At 61.9% G+C, this 21,938-nt stretch carries 23 protein-coding genes; 20 read left to right on the top strand and 3 right to left on the bottom strand.

Annotation, left to right across the window (positions count from 1 at the left end):
* Position 1: 1 nt before the first annotated feature.
* The 11 genes from QBK88_RS06755 (at position 2) to QBK88_RS06705 (ending at position 10,364) form a co-directional block, all read left to right on the top strand.
* Positions 2–799, top strand: a complete 798-nt coding sequence (locus QBK88_RS06755) for an SDR family oxidoreductase (protein WP_277961440.1) — start codon at positions 2–4, stop codon at positions 797–799.
* The gene (locus QBK88_RS06750) at positions 792–2,474 is read left to right on the top strand and encodes a thiamine pyrophosphate-binding protein (protein WP_158152730.1); all 1,683 of its coding nucleotides are present in this window, start codon (positions 792–794) and stop codon (positions 2,472–2,474) included. Before QBK88_RS06755 ends, QBK88_RS06750 begins: the two co-directional genes overlap by 8 nt.
* 10 nt (positions 2,475–2,484) lie before the next feature.
* Positions 2,485–3,288 carry an aspartate dehydrogenase gene (locus QBK88_RS06745; RefSeq protein WP_268146977.1) on the top strand — a complete coding sequence of 268 codons (804 nt, stop codon included), beginning with the start codon at positions 2,485–2,487 and terminating at the stop codon, positions 3,286–3,288.
* Between the two features lie 9 nt (positions 3,289–3,297).
* Positions 3,298–4,794: an aldehyde dehydrogenase gene (locus QBK88_RS06740; RefSeq protein ID WP_277961439.1), complete on the top strand. Its 1,497-nt coding sequence runs from the start codon at positions 3,298–3,300 to the stop codon at positions 4,792–4,794.
* Positions 4,791–5,768 (top strand): VOC family protein, encoded by a 978-nt coding sequence (locus QBK88_RS06735; RefSeq protein WP_277961438.1) that lies wholly within the window; start codon positions 4,791–4,793, stop codon positions 5,766–5,768. The genes QBK88_RS06740 and QBK88_RS06735 overlap by 4 nt, the downstream gene beginning before the upstream one ends.
* The gene (locus QBK88_RS06730; protein ID WP_277961437.1) at positions 5,765–6,082 is read left to right on the top strand and encodes a hypothetical protein; all 318 of its coding nucleotides are present in this window, start codon (positions 5,765–5,767) and stop codon (positions 6,080–6,082) included. The genes QBK88_RS06735 and QBK88_RS06730 overlap by 4 nt, the downstream gene beginning before the upstream one ends.
* A 1-nt stretch (position 6,083) precedes the next feature.
* Positions 6,084–6,311, top strand: coding sequence for a recombinase-like helix-turn-helix domain-containing protein (locus QBK88_RS06725; protein ID WP_277961436.1), 228 nt, complete (start codon positions 6,084–6,086; stop codon positions 6,309–6,311).
* A 19-nt stretch (positions 6,312–6,330) separates the two neighbouring features.
* A complete protein-coding gene (locus QBK88_RS06720; protein WP_277961435.1) occupies positions 6,331–7,365 on the top strand; it encodes an aromatic ring-hydroxylating oxygenase subunit alpha in 1,035 nt (344 codons plus the stop codon).
* Positions 7,362–7,799: a Rid family hydrolase gene (locus QBK88_RS06715; protein ID WP_277961434.1), complete on the top strand. Its 438-nt coding sequence runs from the start codon at positions 7,362–7,364 to the stop codon at positions 7,797–7,799. Before QBK88_RS06720 ends, QBK88_RS06715 begins: the two co-directional genes overlap by 4 nt.
* Positions 7,800–7,802: 3 nt before the next feature.
* Entirely contained in the window at positions 7,803–8,762 is a 960-nt protein-coding gene (locus tag QBK88_RS06710) for a PDR/VanB family oxidoreductase (RefSeq protein WP_277961433.1), read from the top strand.
* A gap of 372 nt (positions 8,763–9,134) precedes the next feature.
* The gene (locus tag QBK88_RS06705) at positions 9,135–10,364 is read left to right on the top strand and encodes a hypothetical protein (protein ID WP_277961510.1); all 1,230 of its coding nucleotides are present in this window, start codon (positions 9,135–9,137) and stop codon (positions 10,362–10,364) included.
* Positions 10,365–10,427: 63 nt separating this feature from the next.
* Here QBK88_RS06705 and QBK88_RS06700 read toward each other — a convergent pair whose 3' ends face one another.
* Positions 10,428–11,240, bottom strand: a complete 813-nt coding sequence (locus QBK88_RS06700; RefSeq protein ID WP_277961432.1) for a helix-turn-helix domain-containing protein — start codon at positions 11,238–11,240, stop codon at positions 10,428–10,430.
* Positions 11,241–11,428: 188 nt separating this feature from the next.
* Between QBK88_RS06700 and QBK88_RS06695 the strand changes: the two genes are divergently transcribed.
* The 3 genes from QBK88_RS06695 to QBK88_RS06685 are packed head-to-tail and all read left to right on the top strand — an operon-like array spanning position 11,429 to position 14,629.
* Complete coding sequence (locus QBK88_RS06695; RefSeq protein WP_268146961.1) at positions 11,429–12,871, top strand: alanine/glycine:cation symporter family protein; 1,443 nt, start codon at positions 11,429–11,431, stop codon at positions 12,869–12,871.
* A gap of 16 nt (positions 12,872–12,887) precedes the next feature.
* Positions 12,888–13,628 (top strand): aspartate/glutamate racemase family protein, encoded by a 741-nt coding sequence (locus QBK88_RS06690; RefSeq protein ID WP_277961431.1) that lies wholly within the window; start codon positions 12,888–12,890, stop codon positions 13,626–13,628.
* A complete protein-coding gene (locus QBK88_RS06685; protein ID WP_277961430.1) occupies positions 13,625–14,629 on the top strand; it encodes an asparaginase in 1,005 nt (334 codons plus the stop codon). The genes QBK88_RS06690 and QBK88_RS06685 overlap by 4 nt, the downstream gene beginning before the upstream one ends.
* A gap of 490 nt (positions 14,630–15,119) precedes the next feature.
* Here QBK88_RS06685 and pdxR read toward each other — a convergent pair whose 3' ends face one another.
* Positions 15,120–16,661 carry a MocR-like pyridoxine biosynthesis transcription factor PdxR gene (gene pdxR, locus QBK88_RS06680; RefSeq protein ID WP_277961429.1) on the bottom strand — a complete coding sequence of 514 codons (1,542 nt, stop codon included), beginning with the start codon at positions 16,659–16,661 and terminating at the stop codon, positions 15,120–15,122.
* Between the two features lie 92 nt (positions 16,662–16,753).
* Between pdxR and QBK88_RS06675 the strand changes: the two genes are divergently transcribed.
* Genes QBK88_RS06675 through QBK88_RS06665 form a run of 3 tightly spaced genes read left to right on the top strand, consistent with a single transcriptional unit; the run spans position 16,754 to position 18,511 of the window.
* The gene (locus tag QBK88_RS06675; protein WP_277961428.1) at positions 16,754–17,380 is read left to right on the top strand and encodes an FMN-binding negative transcriptional regulator; all 627 of its coding nucleotides are present in this window, start codon (positions 16,754–16,756) and stop codon (positions 17,378–17,380) included.
* Positions 17,381–17,389: 9 nt separating this feature from the next.
* Positions 17,390–17,833: a GNAT family N-acetyltransferase gene (locus QBK88_RS06670; RefSeq protein ID WP_277961427.1), complete on the top strand. Its 444-nt coding sequence runs from the start codon at positions 17,390–17,392 to the stop codon at positions 17,831–17,833.
* 9 nt (positions 17,834–17,842) lie between these two features.
* Positions 17,843–18,511, top strand: coding sequence for a GNAT family N-acetyltransferase (locus QBK88_RS06665; protein ID WP_277961426.1), 669 nt, complete (start codon positions 17,843–17,845; stop codon positions 18,509–18,511).
* Here the strand turns inward: QBK88_RS06665 and QBK88_RS06660 are convergent.
* Positions 18,508–19,404, bottom strand: a complete 897-nt coding sequence (locus QBK88_RS06660) for a homocysteine S-methyltransferase family protein (RefSeq protein WP_277961425.1) — start codon at positions 19,402–19,404, stop codon at positions 18,508–18,510. The genes QBK88_RS06665 and QBK88_RS06660 overlap by 4 nt on opposite strands.
* A 110-nt stretch (positions 19,405–19,514) precedes the next feature.
* Here QBK88_RS06660 and QBK88_RS06655 point away from each other — a divergent pair, with 110 nt between their 5' ends.
* From QBK88_RS06655 to QBK88_RS06645, 3 genes are all read left to right on the top strand, one after another.
* Positions 19,515–20,336, top strand: a complete 822-nt coding sequence (locus tag QBK88_RS06655; RefSeq protein ID WP_277961424.1) for an ABC transporter substrate-binding protein — start codon at positions 19,515–19,517, stop codon at positions 20,334–20,336.
* Positions 20,333–21,166, top strand: a complete 834-nt coding sequence (locus QBK88_RS06650; RefSeq protein ID WP_277961423.1) for an amino acid ABC transporter permease — start codon at positions 20,333–20,335, stop codon at positions 21,164–21,166. Before QBK88_RS06655 ends, QBK88_RS06650 begins: the two co-directional genes overlap by 4 nt.
* 124 nt (positions 21,167–21,290) lie before the next feature.
* Positions 21,291–21,863: a hypothetical protein gene (locus tag QBK88_RS06645; RefSeq protein ID WP_277961422.1), complete on the top strand. Its 573-nt coding sequence runs from the start codon at positions 21,291–21,293 to the stop codon at positions 21,861–21,863.
* Positions 21,864–21,938 lie beyond the last annotated feature (75 nt).

Genomic DNA, 21,938 nt, shown 5'->3' with positions numbered 1-21,938 from the left:
CATGAGCCTCTATCAAATCCAGGGTCGCACGGCGGTCGTCACCGGCGGCTCGTCCGGCATTGGCCTGGCCTGCGTGGAACTACTGCTGGAAGCCGGCGCCAACGTTGCCTTCTGCGGCCGCGACGAAGACCGTCTGCGCAGCGCCGAGGCCGACTTGCGTACGCGCTTTCCAGAAGCGGGTTTGCTGGCCCAGGTCTGCGATGTGCTCGACGCAGCCTCGGTCCAGGCGTTTGCCGCCGCCACCGACACGGCGTTCGGCCCGGCCCAGATGCTGATCAACAATGCCGGCCAAGGTCGCGTCTCAACGTTCGCAGACACCACTGATGCGGCCTGGACCGAAGAGTTGAACCTGAAATTCTTCTCCGTGATCAACCCGGTACGTGCCTTCATGGCCCAACTGCAACGTCAGGCCGGCGCCTCCATCGTCTGCGTTAACTCACTGCTGGCCAGCCAGCCAGAGCCACACATGGTCGCTACCTCCGCTGCCCGCGCGGGGCTGAAAAACCTGGTGCGTTCCATGGCCACCGAATTTGCTGAACAGGGCATTCGGGTCAACGGCATTCTCATCGGCCTGGTGGAGTCCGGCCAATGGCGGCGCCGCTTCGAGGCCCGCGAAGAACGCCACCTGGACTGGTCCCAGTGGACCGCGCAACTGGCGCAGCGCAAACACATTCCCTTGGGCCGCCTGGGCCTGCCCGTAGAGGCAGCCCGCGCGATCCTGTTCCTGGCTTCGCCCTTGTCGGCTTACACCACAGGCAGCCATATCGATGTTTCTGGAGGCCTGTCCCGTCATGCGTAACGACAACCAAGTCACCGTAGGTGCCGCTATCACCGCCTTCCTCGAGCAGTGCGACGTCAAGGCAGCGTTCGGCGTGATCTCCATCCACAACATGCCTATCCTCGATGCCTTCGCGGTACGCGGCAACATCCGTTTCGTCATGGCCCGCGGTGAAGCCGGCGCCACCAACATGGCCGATGCCTACGCCCGCACCACGGGCGGGCTGGGTGTGTGCCTGACCTCCACGGGAACCGCTGCGGGCAATGCTGCCGGTGCCATGGTGGAAGCACAGACCGCAGGCACACCGCTGCTGCATATCACCGGGCAGATCGAGACCCAATACCTGGACCAGGAGTTTGCCTACATCCATGAGGCGCGCGACCAACTGACCATGCTCAAGGCAGTGTCGAAAGCCGCCTTTCGGGTACGCAGCGTCGAGACTGCACTGAGCACCATGAAGCTTGCCGTGCAAACCGCACTCACCGCGCCTACAGGGCCGGTCAGTGTCGAGATCCCGATCGATATTCAATCGACCTTCATCACCATGCCAACCGACCTGGCGCCACTGCCTGTGCCGGTGGCCGTGCCGGCACCAGAAGCCCTGGATGCCCTGGCCGAGCGCATGGCTGGCGCCAAACGACCGATGCTGTGGCTGGGTGGCGGAGCGCGTCATGCGGGCAAACAAGTGAAGCGTTTGCTGGAAATGGGCGTCGGTGTCATTACCTCTACCCAAGGGCGCGGCGTCGTCAACGAAGACGATGAACGCTGCCTGGGCGCTTTCTCCCAGAACCGCGCCGTGGAACAGTTCATGCAATCCTGCGACGTACTGCTGGTAGCCGGTTCGCGTCTGCGCTCCAACGAAACCTTCAAGTACGCACTGAAACTGCCGCAGACCACCCTGCGCATCGACGCCAACCCAGCGATTGAAGGCCGCAGCTACAGCAGCGACCAGTTCGTGTGCGGCGATACCGCCCTGGCTTTGGACGGTTTGGCAGACCGGCTGGAAGGTCGGCTGAATATAGACCCAATGTTCCACGTGGAACTATTGCAGGTGCGCGCCAAGTCGCGCGCGCAGCTGAATACGGATCTGGGCCCCTACAGCGCCCTCGTGGAACAACTGCAAGCCGTCACCGGTCGCCACTTTTCCTGGGTACGCGACGTGACACTGTCCAACAGCATCTGGGGCAACCGCCTTATCAACCTGTTCCATCCACGCGCAGGCGTGCACGCCTTGGGCGGTGGTATTGGCCAAGCGCTGGCCATGGGTATTGGCGCGGCAGTTGCTGCCGCTGAGACTGCGCCGGAGCGCAAAGTGTTCGCCCTGGCTGGCGACGGTGGCTTCATTCTGAACCTGGGTGAGCTCGCGACCTTGGTGCAGGAAAAGGCCAACGTGGTGATCCTGCTGATGAACGATCAGCGCTACGGTGTGATTCGCAACATCCAGGATGCCATCTACGGCGCCCGGCACGCCTACGTGGAACTGCACACGCCGGACTACACCCAATTGGCCGCGTCCATGGGCCTGCGCCACGCGCTGGTCAGCGACCTGAAAAATTTCAGCGGCGTGATCGAAGGCGCCTTGGCCGAACCAGGTCCGTTTCTGCTGGAAGTGGACATGCTGGCGGTCGGTGGGTTTGCCACCCAGTTCGCCGGCCCGCCCAACAGCGAAACCAAGGCTCAAAAGGCCACCGCCTGAGGACTGCGCCATGCTGCATATCACCATGATCGGCTGCGGCGCCATTGGCGTCGGCGTTCTGGAACTGCTGGAAAAGGACCCGACCCTGTGCGTTGACCATGTCATCGCTTCGGCCGGGTCCGAAGACCTGGTGCGCCAGCGCCTTGCCAGCTTCGCGAGGCCACCGCAGGTACTCACCGCCCTGCCCGCCGACGCGCGCCCCGACCTGTTGGTCGAATGCGCCGGCCACCGCGCTATCGAAGAGCATGTGTTGCCTGCGCTGGAACGTGGCATCGCCTGCCTGATTGTCTCGGTGGGCGCACTTTCAGAGGTCGGCCTGGTGGAACGCCTGGAGGCAGCGGCCGAGCGCGGCCAGACCCGTATCGAACTGTTGCCTGGTGCCATCGGCGGTATCGATGCGTTGTCTGCCGCCAAGGTCGGCGGCCTGGACGCCGTGAACTACGTTGGCCGAAAACCGGCACGGGCCTGGAAGAACACTCCAGGCGAACACGCTTGCGATCTGGATGCCATCACCGAAGCAACGGTGATCTTCCAGGGCAGTGCCCGCTTGGCCGCGCAGCTCTACCCCAAAAACGCCAACGTGGCGGCCACCCTGTCGCTGGCTGGCATCGGCCTGGACCGCACCCACGTGACGTTGATCGCCGACCCGCACAGTGACGAAAACGTACACCAGTTCGAAGCCCGTGGCGCCTTTGGTGGCTTCGAGCTGAGCCTGCGCGGCAAGCCGTTGCAAGCGAACCCGAAAACCTCCGCCCTTACCGTCTACAGCGTGGTGCGTGCCCTGGGCAACCACGCCCATGCGATTTCCATCTAGGGGATGAACATGACCTTGGAACAGACTCTACCCATTTGCATCGCCGGCCACTGGCGCCTGGGCCACGGCGAGCGCTATGCCAGCCGCTACCCCGCCACTGGCGAACCCGTGGCCTGGCTCAATGCCGCCAACCTAAGCGACGTAGAAGAAGCCGTGCAAGGCGCCCATCAGGCTTTCCTGCATAGCGGCTGGGCCCAGCGCAAACCCCATGAACGCGCCAGCGTGCTGTACCGCATCGCTGCGCTGATTCGAGAGCGCAGTGAAGAACTGGCCCAATTGCAACGCCAGGACAACGGCAAACCCATCGGTGAAACGCGTGCCTTGGTGGCCAGCGCTGCAGGTACGTTTCAGTTCTTCGCCGCCGCCTGTGAAACACTGGAAGAAACCATCACGCCGTCGCGCGGCGACTTCGTGACCATGAGCGTCTATGAACCCATGGGGGTGGTCGCGGCCATCACCCCCTGGAACTCGCCCATTGCCAGCGAAGCGCAGAAGGTAGCCCCGGCGCTGGCCGCCGGTAATGCGGTGGTGATCAAGCCGGCGGAAATCACCCCGCTGCTGGCCCTGCAATTGGCGCGCATCTGCGAAGACGCCGGCCTGCCCAAAGGCTTGGTCAGCGTACTGCCCGGCAAGGGCTCGGTGCTGGGCGACGCCCTTGTCCAGCACCCGCTGGTCAAGCGTGTGTCGTTCACTGGCGGCACTCGAACCGGCAAGCATATCGCGCACATCGCCGCCGAGAAGATGATGCCGGTGTCGCTGGAACTGGGCGGCAAGTCGCCAACCATCGTCCTTGACGATGCTGATCTCGACCACGCCGTTGCCGGTGTGCTGTACGGTATTTTCAGCTCCTCGGGCGAAGCGTGCATCGCAGGTTCGCGGCTATTCGTAGCGCGCTCGCTGTATGAACCCTTCATGGAGCGCCTGGTGGCCGGCGCGGCAACATTGCGTCTGGGCGACCCAGCCGACGAAACCACGCAGATGGGGCCATTGATCAGCGCCAGCCATCGCGAATCGGTAGAACGCTATGTGGCCCTGGGGCTGGCCGAAGGGGGCACCGTGCGCCTGGGTGGGCAGCGCCCGGTGGGCGGTATCTACGACAACGGCTATTTCTTCCCCCCCACCATCATCGAAGGGCTGACCAACAGCCAGCAAACCTGCCAGGAGGAAATCTTCGGCCCGGTGCTGGTAGCCATGCCATTCGATGACGAAGCCGAACTGATCGAACAGGCAAACGACAGCCTGTATGCATTGGCAGCCGGCATCTGGACCGGTGACTACAAACGCGCCTGGGCGCTGGGCCGCAAGATCCAGGCCGGTACGGTGTGGATCAACACCTACAAGCAGTTCTCTATCTCCACGCCTTTCGGCGGCTGGCGCGACAGCGGCCTGGGCCGGGAAAAAGGCCGCCTGGGCATTGTGCAGTACATGGAACAGAAGAGCCTCTACTGGGGCATGAACGAACAGCCTCTGGCCTGGGCCAGCGGGCACCAAGGGGTAGCGTCATGAGCGTTTCAGGTATTGATGAAGTCACCTACGGCGTCGAAGACCTCGACACCTGCGCGCACTTCTTTGCCGACTGGGGCCTGAACAAGGTCAGCGAGCAGGCTGACGAAGTCGTCTTCGAAACCCTGAACGGCTGCCGCGTGGTGCTGGCTGCCATCGACAAGCCGGGCCTGCCGCCGGCCATCGAAAGCGGCTCGACCGTGCGCGAAGTGGTCTGGGGCGTGGCCAGCGAAGCCGACCTGGCGCTATACAGCGAACGCATCGCCAACGACCCGGGCTTCGTTGAAGGTAACGGCCGCATCGGCTGCACAGACCCCAACGGCCTGGCCATTCGCCTGCAAGTGACCCGCAAGCGCGAACTGGATATCGAATGCAGCGGCCACAACACCTGGCAAACCAAGGGCCGCATCAATAAACCCGCACCGATCTATGAGCGCGCGACGCCCATAGAAGTGGGCCATGTGGTGTTCTTCGTCACCGACGTGAATGCCTGCGAAGCCTTCTACCACGACCGTTTCGGCTTCCAGGCCTCGGACCGCTACCCCAACCGCGGCGCCTTCCTGCGCACCGCCGAGGAAGGCGGCCACCATGACCTGTTCATGCTGCAACTGCCTGCCCCGCGCGCCGGCCTGAACCATGTGGCCTTCACCGTTCGCGACGTGCACGAAGTGTTTGGCGGTGGCATGCATATATCGCGCAGCGGCTGGGCCACTGAAATCGGCCCGGGCCGCCACCCGGTGTCGTCAGCGTTCTTCTGGTACTTCAAGAACCCCGCTGGCGCGCTGATCGAGTACTACGCCGACGAAGACCAACTGACCGGCGAATGGCAACCACGGGAATTCGAGCCCGGCCCTACCGTGTTCGCCGAATGGGCCATTGCAGGCGGCATCGACGGTCACACCCGCCGTCAGCAACACGTTGAAGCGCCCCAGGGAAAATTCCTCACCGACAAGCCGAAAGAAGGCGGCCAGCGATGAGCGAGCACCTGCTGCTGACCGTGCTGCTCAAGCATGACCAGTCCAAGAACCTGGAAGACATCCAAGGCCACATGAAAAAGGTGGGCTGGTGGGAAAGCTTCCCGCCAGAAGGCGTGGAAGTGGTGTCGTGGACCGTGGCCATGGGCCTGGGCCAGATCGTCACCCTGCGCCTGCCTCCGAGCTTGCTGGGCAAGGTCAACGTTGAACTGGAGCGCGCCGCCTGGGGCGTATTCCGTACCGAATGCTACGCCACTTATGACTTTGTACCCGTGCGCGAAATGATCCGCGAACGGGTGCGCAATGGAGGCCAATGACATGAGCATTACCGAACCCTACGTGCAGCCCCATCAGGCACGCAAACGCCCCAACACCCCATTCGAAGAACTGTTGGGTGATTCCATCGAACGTGCCTACGGCAGTGGTATCGCCGACCTGCCTGCGCTGTTGGCACACCTGAACCATGCCGGCCCGCCCTGCCCCCTGACCTCTGGCGAGTGGACCGAACAATCCTACAAGACCCTGATGGCCCGGCTAGGCGCGTAAGACGCCGAGGTAAAAGAACATGAATATGCACGTGACCGCTGACCCTGTTGAGAACCTCTTGGCCAACGGCCTGAAAGACCTGTGGTTCCCGGTAATCCCTTCCGAGTTGCTGGGTGACAAACCGCTTTCTGTTCGGCGCCTCGGCTACAAGATCGCTTTGTGGCGCGATAACGATGGCCGGGTGCATGCGTTGGAAGACCACTGCCCTCACCGCGGTGCGCCGCTATCCCAGGGCCCGGTACTGGGCGACCGCCTGCAATGTCCTTACCACGGCGTCGAAGTACGCTGCGACGGCACTGTCACCAAGGTGCCCGGCAGCCCGGGTTGCAAATTGGAAGGCGCGCGTCCCACGCGCATGTTTCATACCCGTGAGGCGGCGGGCGCCATCTTCCTGTTCAATGCCACCGACCCCCATCTGGACACGCCGCCGGAATTGGTGCTGCCCGAGCAACTGACCTCCCCCGAGTGGAGCAGCTTCCTGTGCTACACCGAATGGAAAGGCGACTACCGCTACGTGCTCGATAACGTCATGGACCCGATGCACGGCACCTACCTGCACAAGATGTCTCACTCCATGAGCGAGGGCGAAGCCACCGCCAAGTTCGTCACCCGCGACACAGACCAGGGGTTCTTCTTCGAGAAAGAAGGCCAGCGCGGCGTCAACTTCGACTGGACCGAATTCCTCGATAACGGCTGCCACTGGCTGCGGCTGGAAATCCCCTACCCGAAAACGGGCGGCCCCGGTGGCAATTTCACCATTATCGGCAGCTATACCCCCAGCAGCCGTTCCCTGGCGGCGGTGTTCCACTGGCGCGCCCGCCCGCTCACCGGCTGGCAGCGCGATACCTGGCGTTTCCTCTACAAAAACCGCCTGGAAGCCCGCCACTGGGCCGTGCTGGAGCAAGACCGGGTATTGCTGGAGTTCATGGAGCCGGACGCCAACCAGCGCGAAAACCTCTACCAGCACGATCTCGGCGTAGTGCGCCTGCGCCGCTACCTGAAGAGCCAGGCCAAGGCCCAGCTTGAACTGATCGAAGCGAAGCAACTGCCATGAGCGCCCCTGTTCAGCGCATTCAGGCGTCGAGCCGGCCCGAACTGGCCACGGCCAGTTGGTGCAATGCCCTGCTGATCGGCAATGAGGTGGTGATGTCCGGCATGACCGGGCATCCCGCCACACGTACTGCCGCACTGGCCGGCGCACCGCTGGGCGTGTATGAGCAAACCCTGCTGGTGCTGAACAAGGCTCGCGCTCTGGTCGAAGCAGCTGGCGGCCATATCGGCAATATCTACCGGCTCACGGTGTACCTGACGGCCATCGCCGACAAGGACGAAGTGGGCCGCGCACGCCGTGAATTCTTTCACGGCTTTGCCCATTTCCCTACCTCCACCCTGGTTGAAGTGAGTGCTTTGGTATTCCCTGAGCTGGTGGTGGAAATCGAAGCCAGTGCCCGGCTCGATATTGATCTACGTGCGGCGCAGGAGAGCTGACCCATGTCCAATTCCAACACCCTCACCGCGCGGGTTCGCACCCTGCGCCATGAAGCAGAAGGCATCATCAGCGTTGAGCTGACCCCTTTCGGCGATACCGTGTTCCCCCCTTTCGAGGCCGGCTCGCACATTGACCTGCACCTGCCTAACGGCCTGGTGCGCAGCTATTCCCTGCTCAACTCGCCAACCGACCAGAGTCGTTATGTAGTGGGTATCCTGCGTGATCGCAACGGCCGCGGTGGTTCCGAGTATGTGCACACTCAAGTACGGGTGGGCATGCAACTGACGATTTCCAGGCCCCGCAACAATTTTTTCCTCGACCTGACCGCCAAGCACAGCGTGCTGGTAGCGGGTGGCATCGGGATCACGCCGGTCTACTGCATGTTTCGCCAACTGCTGGCCTTGGGAAAATCGGCGCAACTGATCTACTGCGCCCGGTCGCGACAGGAGGCAGCACTGGTGGAGGAGCTCACCAGCCTCGACGCCAATGTGGTTTACCACTTCAACGACGAAAAAGGTGCACTGCCCGACTTGTCCCATTACCTGGCCGACCAGCCCAGCGACACCCATTTCTACTGCTGTGGCCCGACACCGATGCTGGATGCCTTCGAGAGCACTTGCGAGCGTCTGGGTTATCCACACGCCCATATCGAGCGCTTCGCCGCCGAACAAGTGCCGCCGAGTGATGAGGCGCAAGCAAGTTACAGCGTGGAACTGGCCAGGTCGGGGAAAACACTGAAGGTAGAACCCGGTTTGAACTTGCTCGATGTATTACTGGAAGCCGGTTGTGATATTGATTACAGCTGCAGAGAAGGCGTGTGCGGCTCGTGTGAAACCAAAGTACTGGAAGGCGACGTCGACCACCGTGATGGTGTATTGACCAAGGCGGAACGAGCGGCCAACAAGTCCATGATGGTGTGTGTATCGGGGTGCAAGAGTCAGCGACTTGTACTGAATATATGATCCAATAACGCAGTGTTCAGCCGGCCTCCAAGGCCGGCTTTTTTATGCCCTGTTTGTGGCCCTTGTGCACTAAAGAAGCACGCGATGGTTACCGCGTCCGGCAGACGTTCCAAGGACGATACATACGGTACCGTTTCACATGTAAAGCATTGAAAGACAAGAAGTTAAATTAAATGATCATTGATATTTGGCGCTGGCATAGTTCCTGCTAAATCATTACCGAGTTCACACGCAAGACGGTGATCCACCGATAAAACAGTGAACCCCTTGTTATTGACGAGTGTGGCGCGACCTTGGTGCGTTATCCGCGCCGCAGCGTCCTGTTGCCTGTTGCTTTGTAACCGAAATGATTTGGCAGGGTTGGGGAACGTAATGAAAAAGACTATGATTTGCTTGGGCCTGATATTCAACAGCTTCGCCGCACTGGCGGCCGAACCCGGGCCTGCGGCGCCCGATGTGCCCAGTGACGTGAAAAAACCATTTCCACATATTTCCTGGCGAAGCGACGATGGCGATAGCAGCCTCGATATAGGTGGAGCATTACGCACCAATTATCGTGATGAACATTGGAAGACCACAGAAAACAATGGTCGATTTCTCTTTGATACCTTCCGCCTTGATATAAAAGCCACTTATAAACAGGCCTATGGCGACATCGGTTATTGGTTTCAGGATGATGGCAAACACTCAGTGGACCACGGCTACGTCGGGTACCGCTTTGACAGCGCTTCGAACTTGCAACTGGGCGCACCCTTCAAGCCTTTTGGCCTGGAACCTTACCCACAGTTCGGCTGGAGTTACCATATTCCCTTTTTCATGGGCTATGGCGTGAGTGCCGGTACTGGTCTCAAATACAGTTACAAGGACAAGAACTGGGACTTGCAACTGGGTTATTTCCCACGCATGTTGCCTTCCGACCTGCGCTACTCGCCTGAAATCGGCCGCTACGCCGACCTCGACAACAATGCCGTGGCCATCACTCAGTCGCGCCAGGACAATGAAAAGCGCAACCAGATCAATGCCCGCGTTGCGCGTACCTTCCGTGGCAGCGACTGGAGCACTGAAATCGGCGCATCGCTGGCCGCTTCCCAACTGTACAACGCCACTACCGACGACAATGGCAGCTACTGGGCGGCGGGGGTCCACGGTATCTTCAATAAAGGCCCCTGGTCGGTCACAGGCCAAGCCATTCGCTATGAATACGATCCGAAGAACCCGACAGGCGTGAGCGATGATTCTGTTCTGATGGGCGGCAACGGCCTGACCCCTGCCTACCTGATCGCTGCCAAGGCTACCCTTGCCTCGGTCAACGTTGGCTACGACATCTACACCCCGGCGCTGGGGCAACTGAAGAAGATCAAGCTCTACAACGACTACAGCCGCATGATGAAAGACAAGAGCGGCTGGGACGACTCGCAGATGTTCACCGTGGGCGCGCAATTCATCGCCATGCCGATCATGGCTTGGGTCGATTTTACCTGGGCGAAGAACGCCAACCCCTTTGGCGGTTCGGAAAACGGCACCGGCTGGACCAGCACCTCGTCGAGCGGAAGCAACGAGTGGTACTACCGCACCAACGTGAACATCGGTTACTACTTCTGACTTGCCCCGCCACCGCAACCTCTGTAGCCGCAGCCTGGCGGCAGCGGCTACAGGATTCGCGCGCTATCCAATCTGGAACAACCCATCCACCACCTGCGTCTGCGCCAGGCGCTCGCGCAGGTCGCTGTCGATCTCCGGGTCGTCCGGCAGGTACAGGCGCACGCGCTGGTACGCCTCGACGCGATTGATGTCCTTGCCCAGAAACTCCCACACCACCCGGGTGCAGGCCGGCGCGCGATGGTCCGCGGAAGAGACGCCTATCTTCAAGCCATTGAGCCGCTTGATGCGCGCCTTGTAGCTGGGGATCAGCACCGTCTGGCAGATTTCATTGGACGTCAGCGACTCGTAATCCACGAAAAACAGCCGATTCTGCAGCGAATAGGCCACGCCCAAGTAGCGATAACGCTCGTAATCTTCACCTTTGGCGGCCGGTGATTGCAGACGTTCGCTGCGCTCATAGGTATAGTGCCCGCCCTCCTCGCGCAGGTGCACGAGCGAGCACAGGATGCGCCCAGGAACCGACATGGAGTGGTAGTACTCGTAGTAGTACCCCACATGCGCGGCCAGATCGGGCGAAGAACGCTGGCGCAGATGCTCCAGGGCACGTTGCGGCCCGGAGGCCTGCAAGGGCTCCACGACATGACGATTGCGCACGCCGATCAACCGGGTGAACTGTTCTTCCGGCAACCCGATCTCGTACTCCTCGACCCCGAAAAAGTCGCAGATGCGCTTGAGGTTGTAGGGCGTCGGCACACTTTGGCCGCTGAGGTATTTGTTGAACTGCGCACGGTTGATATCCAGGCGCCGGCATACCTCGGCTATGGACGGATAGTGCCGACACAGCAGTTGCAGGTTGGCCGGGAGGTATTCACGCATGAGCAGCTCGTCGAAATGGCGCCAAGGAGCGCGAAGGTAGCATCAAGTAGCATCATTTTCCATCAACCCGCGAAATTGCTCCAAACGGGTCAATCGCCAACCATTTGCGCCCTGAATCGGGCGTTGGGCATTGCACCCGTACCAGGCAAATTCGCCAACATAAAAAAACAAACAGCGAGGATTACTCCATGCTTGAAGTCATCAACGACTTCCTCTCGGGCAAAGTACTGATCGTGCTTATTGTCGGCCTCGGCAGCTACTTCACGATCCGCTCGCGTTTCGTCCAGCTTCGTCACTTCTTCCACATGTTCGCCGTGTTCCGCGACAGCCTGAAAAGCAGCTCGGGGCAGCTCAGCTCGTTCCAGGCGCTGATGCTCAGCCTGGCCGGCCGTGTGGGCGCGGGCAACATCGCGGGTGTCGGCATCGCCGTTACCCTGGGCGGCCCGGGCGCTGTGTTCTGGATGTGGGTCACCGCCCTGGTGGGTATGTCCAGCAGCTTCTTCGAGTGCACCCTGGGCCAGCTGTACAAGCGCTGCGACTCCGAGGGCCAGTACCGCGGCGGCCCTTCGTATTACATCCAGCACGGCCTGGGCAACCGCAAGGTTGGCATGCTGATGGCTATCCTGCTGCTGGTGACCTTCGGCTTTGCCTTCAACGGCCTGCAATCCCACGCCGTGACCCACTCGCTGAACAACGCCTTCGGCCTGGACGTCGGCAAGACCGGCATCGCGCTGGCCGTGCTGCTGGGCCTGGTTTTCGTGGGCGGCATCAAGCGTATCGCCAAGGTTGCCGACCTGCTGGTACCGGTCAAGACCCTGGTGTACATCGGCGTGACCCTGTACGTGATCGGCCTGCAGTTCGAACACGTGCCCGCCATGCTGGAAACCATCGTCAAGAGCGCCTTCGGCTTCGATCAGGCCTTCGGCGGCCTGGTGGGCAGCGCCATCGTGATGGGCGTGAAGCGCGGCGTATTCGCCAACGAAGCCGGTCTGGGCAGCGCCCCGAACGTGGCTGCCGTGGCACAGGTCGAGCACCCGATCGCTCAAGGTGTGGTTCAGGCGTTCAGCGTGTTTCTGGACACCTTCGTGATCTGCACCTGTACTGCCCTGCTGATTCTGCTGTCGGGCTTCTACACCCCAGGCTTCGAAGGTGATGGCATCGCCCTGACCCAGAACTCGCTGGCCGCCGTGGTCGGTGACTGGGGCCGCATGTTCATCAGCGTGGCGCTGGCACTGTTCGTGTTCACCTCGATCCTCTACAACTACTACCTGGGCGAAAACAGCCTGCGCTTCCTGGTCGGGGAAAACCGCAAGGCGCTGATCGGCTACCGCGCACTGGTATTGGCGCTGATCGTGTGGGGCGCGGTGGAAGACTTGAGCACCGTGTTTGCCTTCGCCGACATCACCATGACCCTGTTGGCGTTCGTCAACCTCATCGCCCTGGCCCTGCTGTTCAATGTCGGCCTGCGCCTGCTGGCCGACTACGACGCCCAGCGCAAGGCCGGAATCAAGACCCCGGTGTTCGACGCAGCGAAGTTCCCGGACCTGGACATCGACGCCAAGGCCTGGCCCGCCGTCTCGGCACCGGCAGCCGCTGAAAACGCAGCAAACCTGGCCCAGGCTTCACGCTGACATGGCCGGGGCATTCATGCCCACCGACCTGGCCCCGGGCGACTATGTCGCCCGGCCCAGGCTCGGGATCATCACCGGCTCGGGGCCTGAAGCCGGGATGGACATGTGGGCCAAGTTGCTGGATGAAAACCGTCGCCGCCTTGGCCAGGCGTTTCGCGGCGACCTGGACGCCCCTGCGGTGTCAATCCTCTCGGACCCCGAACTGGGGTTGTCGATGGAACTGCAAAAAACCGAACAGCAAGTGTGGAATGCATTGCGCCAGGACGTGCTCGCCCTGGACGGCAAGGTAACGGCCTTCGCCATCGCCTGCAACACCTTGAACCTGTTTGCCGAACGCATTCGCGCCCTGAACCTGCAAACCACGTTCGTCTCATTCTGCGACGTACTGGAAGCCTTCCTGCGCCGCACCGGCCAGCAGCGCGTATGTCTGCTGGGCGCCAGGCCCGTGGCCGAGCTGGGCGATTGGTCGCCCTACCGCTCGCTGCGCCAGCACGTGGCATTCGAGCCAGCGCCGGCCCAGGCCTTGCATCAACTTATCTACGACATCAAGGCACTGGGACCGAAACATCCGGATCTCAGGCCGCGTTTCAGCCGCATGCTGGAGGGCATCGAATCTGACACGGTGCTGCTGGCGTGCACCGAACTGCCGTTGATTGCCGATATCGATACTGACAAACAACTGGTCGATGTCACCCAGCTGGTGGTCGAAGCCCTGCTCGACCATACCGGCGTCATTCGTGAGGAGACCGGGACATGAACCCAGCCCAAGCAGTACCCGCGCGCCAGGTCATGGTGCTCTACACCGGTGGCACCATCGGCATGCAAGCCACCGCCAATGGCCTGGCTCCGGCCTCGGGCTTCGAACAGCGCCTGCGCGAGCAACTGGCCGACCACCCGGACCTGGCCATCCCGGCCTGGCAGTTCCGTGAACTGCTGCCGCTGATCGACAGCGCCAACATGACCCCGGACTATTGGCAGCGGCTGCGCGAGGCCGTGGTACAGGCCGTGGAAGTGGACGGTTGCGACGCGGTGCTGGTGCTGCACGGTACCGACACCCTTGCCTACAGTGCGGCGGCCATGAGCTTCCAATTGCTGGGCCTGCCGGCACCAGTGGTGTTCACCGGCTCCATGCTGCCTGCCGGTGTACCGGACAGTGACGCCTGGGAAAACATCAACGGCGCGCTGGTGATGCTTGCCGAGGGCCTGCGCCACGGCGTGCAGTTGTACTTCCACGGCGAGCTGCTGGCCCCTACCCGCTGCGCCAAGGTTCGCAGCTTCGGCCGCAACCCGTTCGCCGCCCTCAAGCGCAGCGGCGGCGTGGCCCGTGCCGAGGCGGTGCCAGCGGCACTTGCCTACAATCAGCCCAAGGCGTTGGCCAACGTCGCAGTGTTGCCCCTGTTCCCGGGGTTTGGCGCACAGCCATTCCAGGCGGTCGTGGACAGCGGTGTACAGGCACTGGTGCTGGAATGCTATGGCAGCGGCACAGGCCCATGCGACAACCCAGGCTTCATCGCTGCATTGAAAGCCGCTCACGAACGTGGCGTGGTGATTGTGGCCGTGACCCAATGCCAGGAAGGCGGCGTCGAGTTCGACGTCTACGAGGCCGGCAGCGGTCTGCGCACCGCTGGGGTGCTGGCCGGTGGCGGCATGACCCGCGAAGCGGCATTTGGCAAGCTGCATGCCCTGCTGGGCGCAGGTTTGCCCGTGGCAGAGGTCCGTCGCCTGATGGAAGTCGATCTGTGTGGTGAACTGGCCTAGGCCACACCTGCACAGAAATCCCCCAGCCCGGCGTTCCCTCCCAAGGTGCCGGGCGGTGCGGTATGCCTGATGCCCCGCGGTGTGACCTTCCCGAGCTTCGCCCGGTCCCACAGGGGTTGCCGTGCAGGCATGGCTTGCACTGTGGGACCGGGCGCCAGCTCGGGAACCCGGCGCCGCGGTATGCCTGATGCCCCGCGGTGTGACCTTCCCGAGCTTCGCCCGGTCCCACAGGGGTTGCCGTGCGGGCACGGCTTCCCACTGTGGGACCGGGCGCCAGCTCGGGAACCAGGCGCCGCGGTATGCCTGATGCCCCCGCAGTGCGGCCTTCCCGAGCTTCGCCCGGTCCCACAGGGGTTGCCGCGCAGGCATGGCTTGCACTGTGGGACCGGGCGCCAGCTCGGGAACCAGGCGCCGCGGTATGCCTGATGCCCCCGCAGTGCGGCCTTCCCGAGCTTCGCCCGGTCCCACAGGGGTTGCCGTGCGGGCGATGCTAGCTTTTCCAGGCCTGGCGCAAGCGATCGAGCGCGGCCAGCGTGGCAGCGGGAGCCACGGCTGCGAACCCGAGTACCAGGCCGGCCCGGTTACCCACAGGTTCAGCGGACTCAGGCAGCCAGTAATGGCTCAGCCCATTGAGCTCTACCCCCACGGCTTCTGCGGACGCCAGCAATTGCTGCTCCCGCGCCACGCTCTCCACCGGCACCGTAAAGTGCAGGCCCGCGTTTACTTGGGGCAGCGGGCCGACCCCGGGGATGTCCTCAGGCCAATTACCCAACAAGGCATCGCGCCGCGCCAATGCCGCGCGGCGCATGCGGCGAATGTGGCGCTGGAAATGACCGTCGGCGATGAATCGCGCCATGACCCGCTGAGTGCCGATCTCGGAATGACGCAGAGCCACGGCGCGCTTGCGCGAGAACGCCTCTACCAACCCCTCTGGCACCACCAGGTAGCCGAGGCGTAACGCCGGGAAAGCCACTTTGCCGAACGTGCCGACATACAGCACCCGCCCACTGCGATCCAGCGCGGCCAACGGTGCCAGTGGCGCCCCGCTGTAGCGGTATTCACCGTCGTAGTCGTCCTCGATGATCCAGCCCCGGTTGCGCTCAGCCCATTCCAGCAACGCCAGGCGCCTGGCCAGGCTCAGGGTCACGCCCGTGGGGTACTGATGGGCGGGCGTCACGTAGACCATGCGGCACGGCTCACCTTCCTCAAGCGCCGCACCTGTCAGCCCTTCTTCATCCACCGGCACGCCCTTGAGTTTTGCACCGGCATTGACGAAGGCATGACCCGCCGCGCGGTACCCGGGATTTTCCACCGCCACGGTGTCTCCCGGGTCCACCAGCAACTGTGCACAAAGGCTTATGGCCTCCTGCGCGCCGGTGGTGATCAGAATTTGCTCAGCGCGGCAGTTCAACCCCCGCGAACTGCGCAAGTAGGCCGCGATCAGGCTACGCAGCTCAGGGTCACCGGCCGGGTCGCCATAGCCAAGCAATTCAGGGTCAGGGTTTCGCCAGAAAGCCGCGTAAAGCTTGGCCCACGTGGCAAATGGAAAGAGATCGAACGCCGGAACACCGACACGGAATGCCCGCGGCGGACCGCTGCGAAAGGGTGGAAGATGATACTCATCCAGGCATTTTGACGCTGCGGTGTGGATAACTTTACTGGATACAAAGCCAGTATCTTCAGGTGTTTTTGTGGATAACCCTGTGGAAAAACCCAGGGATAACCCTGTGGACAGTTTTGTGGATAGTTTTTCGGGCACGCCTTCCAACAGCGCCACATACGTACCATCCCCCACCCTTCCGGCAAGAAAGCCTTCGGCGTACAACTGGTCGTACGCCCGCACCACGGTATTGCGCGATACAGCGAGCGCCTGGGCCAGGTCACGGCTGGCCGGCATGCGGGTACCACTGGCCAGCCGACCATCGAGTATTCGCGCCCGCAGCGCCTGATACAGGCCTCGGCTTAGCCCCAGCTTGGCATCCAGCTGGATGCCCGCAGGGTCGAACGGCAGGGAAGCGGTGCTGGTGGTCACGTGATTGGCCCTACACAAATGACTGGAAATGGATCTTACAAAGGTCCAATTGGCTACCTAGGATAAGCACACACGCCGAGGAAGATCGAGCCATGTATTTACCCACCGCTTTCCACGACACCGACATCGAACGCCTGCAGCAGCAAATGGCCGAGACCCGCCTGGCCATCGTCGTTACCCATGGCGAGCAAGGCCTGTTAGCCAGCCATGTGCCCCTGTTGCTGGACCGCGACGAAGGTGAGTTCGGCACGCTGCGTGGCCATCTGGCCCGCGCCAACCCACAGTGGCGCGACCTGGCCAACGGCAGCGAAGCCATGGTGATCTTCAGCGGCGCCGATGCGTACGTAAGCCCTGGCTTCTACCCCAGCAAGGCCGAGCACGGCAAAGCGGTGCCGACCTGGAATTTCCTGGCGGTGCATGCCTACGGTCACGCCGAGGTGTTCAGCGAGCCAGAGCGTTTGCACGCCCTGGTCAGCCGCCTGACCAACCAGCACGAAGCTGGCCAGGCTGCGCCCTGGCAAGTGGAGGATGCGCCAGCCGACTACCTGCACGGCATGCTCAGGGCCATCGTCGGGTTTGGCGTGCCGATCCGACGCCTGGAAGGCAAACGCAAGCTCAGCCAGAACCGCAGCCCCGAAGACATCGCCGGTGTGCAACGGGGCCTCGCCGCCAGCAGCGATCCCCTGGACAACGCCGTGGCCCAGCTCATGACTCAGTAAGGAGACACCATGCCTGTTGAAATTCGCCCGGTCAGCGCCGCCGACCAAACCTACTGGCTTGCACTGTGGCAGGCCTACCTGCGCTTCTATGAGACCGAGTTGGCCCAGGAAGTCGCCGATTCCACCTGGAAGCGTTTGCTAGACCCGGCCGAGCCCACCAACGCGGCCCTGGCGTGGGAAAACGACCGCGCCGTCGGCATGGTGAATTTCATCTACCATCGTTCGAACTGGAGCATCGAGAACGCCTGTTACTTGCAGGACCTCTACGTGACCGAGCAGGCCCGCGGGCTGGGCGTGGGCCGCAAGCTGATCGAACATGTGTATGCGACGGCCGCGGCCAACGGCTGCAACAAGGTGCACTGGTTGACCCATGAAACCAATGCCACGGCGATCCAGCTCTATGAGCGCATTGCTGAACGCGGTGGCTTTATCCAATTTCGCAAAACTGTGTAGGAACTGCCCATGTCCAACACCCTCGCCGATTGGCAAGCTGCTGTTTTGCCCAGCGGCTCCACCCTGCAAGGCCGCTTCATTCGCTTGGAAAAACTGGACGCGTCCCACCACGGCGCTGACCTCTGGTCCGCGCTGCAAGGCCCCGACCCGAAGCTGTGGGATTACCTGCCCTACGGCCCATTCGCCGAGCGCGGCCTGTTCGATGCCTGGCTCAAGGGCCAGGCTGCCGGTAGCGATCCGTTGTTCTACACGGTGGTCGACAAGGCCACGGGCCAGGCCGAGGGTATCCTCAGCCTGATGTCCATCGTGCCGGAGCACGGCCGTATCGAGATTGGCCATGTGGCGTTCGGCGCGACCATGCAGCGCACACCGAAAAGCACTGAAGCGGTGTACCTGCTGGCCAAGCTGGCGTTCGCCCTGGGTAACCGCCGCCTGGAATGGAAGTGCAACAACGATAACGCCCGCTCCAGGCAGGCAGCCGAGCGCCTGGGCTTTACCTTCGAAGGGGTGTTCTGGCAGCACATGATCGTCAAGGGCCGCAACCGCGACACCGCCTGGTATTCGATCACCGACGCCCAATGGCCAGCGGTACATGCCGCGTTCGAAGCCTGGCTGGCAGATGCCAACCAGACCGCGAACGGTCAGATGAAAAGCCTGAGCGAGCTTCGCGCCGGTTAGAGGCTGGCTGCCAGCACGGCGATGTGCTCCGGGCCGATGCCACAGCAACCACCGATGTGGGTCGCACCTCGGGCGCGCCAATCGGCGGCCCACTGCAGGTAGCCGGGCGGGTCCAGGTCCTCGCGCAATTCGTCGAGGCCATCATTGGCCTTGGCGTCCTTGGGCTGCGGCGGAAACGCGTTGGCGTAAGCGCCAATGGCCACATCGGCCCCCAGGGCAGCGAACGTTTCGCGTGCAGCATCAATGGCCGCGCCGATCACTTCCGGCTGGCTGCAGTTGAACAACAACGTCTGCACACCCAGTTCGACAGCGGCTTTGGCCGCTTCCGCCACGGGCTCCCCAGAGCGCAGACGAGGCACGTCGTCGGTGTCTTCATCCTTGAGTGTGAACGATAGCCAGAATGGCTTGCCATCGGCCGGCAACCCAGCGCGGATGGCACGGGCCTCGGCGATACAACTCTGGGTCTCGGCCAGCCACAGGTCTACATGAGGGGAAAGGCCAAGGACCAAGGGTTGAAGCAGCTCCGCTACACGTTGAGGCTGGAACAAGTCCGGGCGATACGAGCCGAACAGCGGCGGCAGCGACCCCGCGACGAGTGCCTTGCCAGACGCCGCGTCAGCCGCTTCCCGTGCCAGGCGCCCGGCAATGTCAGCCAACGCCTGACCTTCACGGGCAAACCGTTCTTCGCCGATATGAAAAGGCACCACCGCGTAGCTGTTGGTGGTGATGACCTGTGAACCACTGTCGATATAAGCCGCGTGTACATCACGCACCGCTTCAGGCGCCTCACCCAGTGCCAGGGCGGACCACTCAGGCTGGCGGAACGGCGCCCCCCGGCGCTGCAGTTCCCGGCCCATGCCACCATCGAGAATTACCACTGCCGCTTGAGTCATATGCAATCCGCTTATATCGATATGAAAAAAACTCACTATGAGCGAGTTACTTATAACTATTTAATACGTCACTTCGTCTGACTTACAACCATTTTCTTCAGGAGACTTTCGTGAAACTACGCGCATTGCTGGGCCTTGGCCTGCTGGCTCTTGCCGCCTCCACTCAAGCCCTGGCGGGCGCCACGCTGCAGCGTGTGCAAGACCATAAGGAATTGGTTGGTGTACTGATGGAAAGTTATCCACCGTTCTCGTTTCTCGATGACCAGAATCAGCTGGCCGGTTTCGACGTCGACGTCGCCAAGGCCGTTGCCCAGAAGCTGGGCGTGACGCTGCGCCTCGAGACCCCCTCGTGGGACGTGATCGCCGCCGGCCACTGGAGCGGTCGTTACGACATCTGCATCTGCTCCATGACCCCAAGCAAGGCTCGCGCCGAAGTGTTCGACTTCCCGGTCGAGTACTACGCCTCGCCAGCGGTGATCGTGGTCAACGCCAATGATGACCGCATTCACTCGGCCAAGGACCTCTCGGGCATGAAAGTGGGCCTCACCAGTGCCTCCAGCTACGAAAGCTACCTGAACAAGAACCTGGTGATCGAAGGCGCGGAAGACAAACCGTTGGTCTACCCCTTCGAGAACGTTCAGGTCGCACCCTATGACACCGACAACGTTGCCTTCCAGGATCTGGGGCTGGGCGCTGGCAAGCGCCTGGATGCCATCCTCACCAACCTGGTCACCGCCCAACCGCGCCTGAACCAGGACAAACGCTTCAAACTGGCCGGTGCGCCGTTGTATGAAGAGCCCAACTCCGTGGCTATCGAAAAAGGTGACGCTCAATGGGACGCCAAGGTGCGCCAGGTGTTCGCCGAGCTGAAGCAGGACGGCACCCTGAGCAAGTTGTCGCAGAAATGGATCGGCGCCGATATCAGTAAATGACTTCTTTCGAGCCCCCACGCCCACCCCAGCAGGTACGCCAGAGCCTGCTGCAACGGGTTTTCGGTTTCCGCACCCGGCTGTACCTGACCTGGGCAGCGATGTTCTGTTTGTTCGCCGGGTTCTTCCTCAGCTTTGACCTGAAGCTGTCGATCATCGCCGACAAGTTGCCGAACCTGATCGGCTTGCACCTGGCGCCCAACGGCTTCCTGCAGGGCGCGGCCCTGACGCTGTTCCTGTGCGTGTGCTCGATCGTGGTGTCGGTGCTGCTGGGGTTCGTCACGGCCCTGGCGCGCCTGTCGAGCAGCGCCGTGGCCTTCGGCGTGGCCAGTTTCTATGCGTCGTTCTTCCGAGGCACACCGCTGCTGATCCAGATCCTGCTGATCTATCTGGGGTTGCCACAGCTCGGTATCGTCCCAGGCGCCATCAGCGCCGGTATCATCGCCCTGTCCCTGAACTACGGTGCCTACCTGAGTGAAATTTTCCGCGCCGGCATTATCGGTGTCGCCACCGGCCAGCGCGAAGCAGCCTTGGCATTGGGCCTGCGCCCTGCGCAGATCTTCTGGCGCGTCACCCTCCCCCAGGCCATGCGTACCATCATCCCGCCCACGGCGAACCAGTTCATCTCCATGCTCAAGGACTCGTCGCTGATTTCAGTGATGGGGGTGTGGGAGGTGATGTTCCTGGCCCAGTCCTACGGACGCTCAAGCTACCGCTACATCGAGATGTTGACCACCGCAGCAATCCTGTACTGGATCATGTCCATTGGCATGGAGTTGTTGCAGGCGCGGCTGGAGGCTTATTACGGCAAGGCCTACCGCGATCGACGATAGGTCGCATGACCCTTTGCGGAATGTTTTCCGAATTTCAGCAAATACTGATTTCGCCGAGAGTAAGTCCAACGCCAATCCGGTTTTCCGACCGGGTTGGTCTTACTCACGGATTGAGGAAATCAGTATGAGCAATTATGTCGACAGCGCCGAATGGTGGCGCGCTCCACAACCACAACTGCACTTGGGCAAGTATCACAGCATCATTCTTGATCACGGCGAAATGACCAAGGCGGTGCCGGACTCCAAGAATCAGTACCTGTTTTCGGAAGTCGGTGCCGGGTTGAAAACCCTCGCTACGGTGGGTACAGCCCTCCAGATCGTGGAACTGCTGGAGCGCACGGCTTCGCGCAGCATCGTCAACTCCGTTGACAATCTGTCGGATATTTACATGGGTATCGCCCTCTACGAACCCAAACAGCGCTTTGAAGGCGTGTTCCCGCCCAATGAAGTAGCCATGGACTTCATGAAATTCGGTATCGCGTTATGGGCCAAGTATCGGGATTCAAAACCGGAGAAGGTCGCGCGGTTCATCGCCGAGCTGTTGAAGGCGCCCGTGCGCGAAAAACAACAAGGCCGAAACCTGATCGTGAAACTGAGCTACCTGCCCGAGAAGGGCATGAGCAAGATCGCCAGCGGTAAAATCAGCTGCAAGGCGTTGCAGAAAATGATCCTCGACCATTTGCCGCCACTCGGTTAAGCGACAGGGCGCTCGCACTGTCTTGGACGACCGAAAAAAAGGGGGCAGAAGCCCCCCGAGGTAAATCGTAACCGC

The organism is Pseudomonas sp. RIT-To-2 (assembly GCF_029623465.1).
Lineage (GTDB): Bacteria > Pseudomonadota > Gammaproteobacteria > Pseudomonadales > Pseudomonadaceae > Aquipseudomonas > Aquipseudomonas silvicola.
Note: the sequence above shows the minus strand (reverse complement) of the source record. Positions and strands in the feature narration are given on the sequence as shown.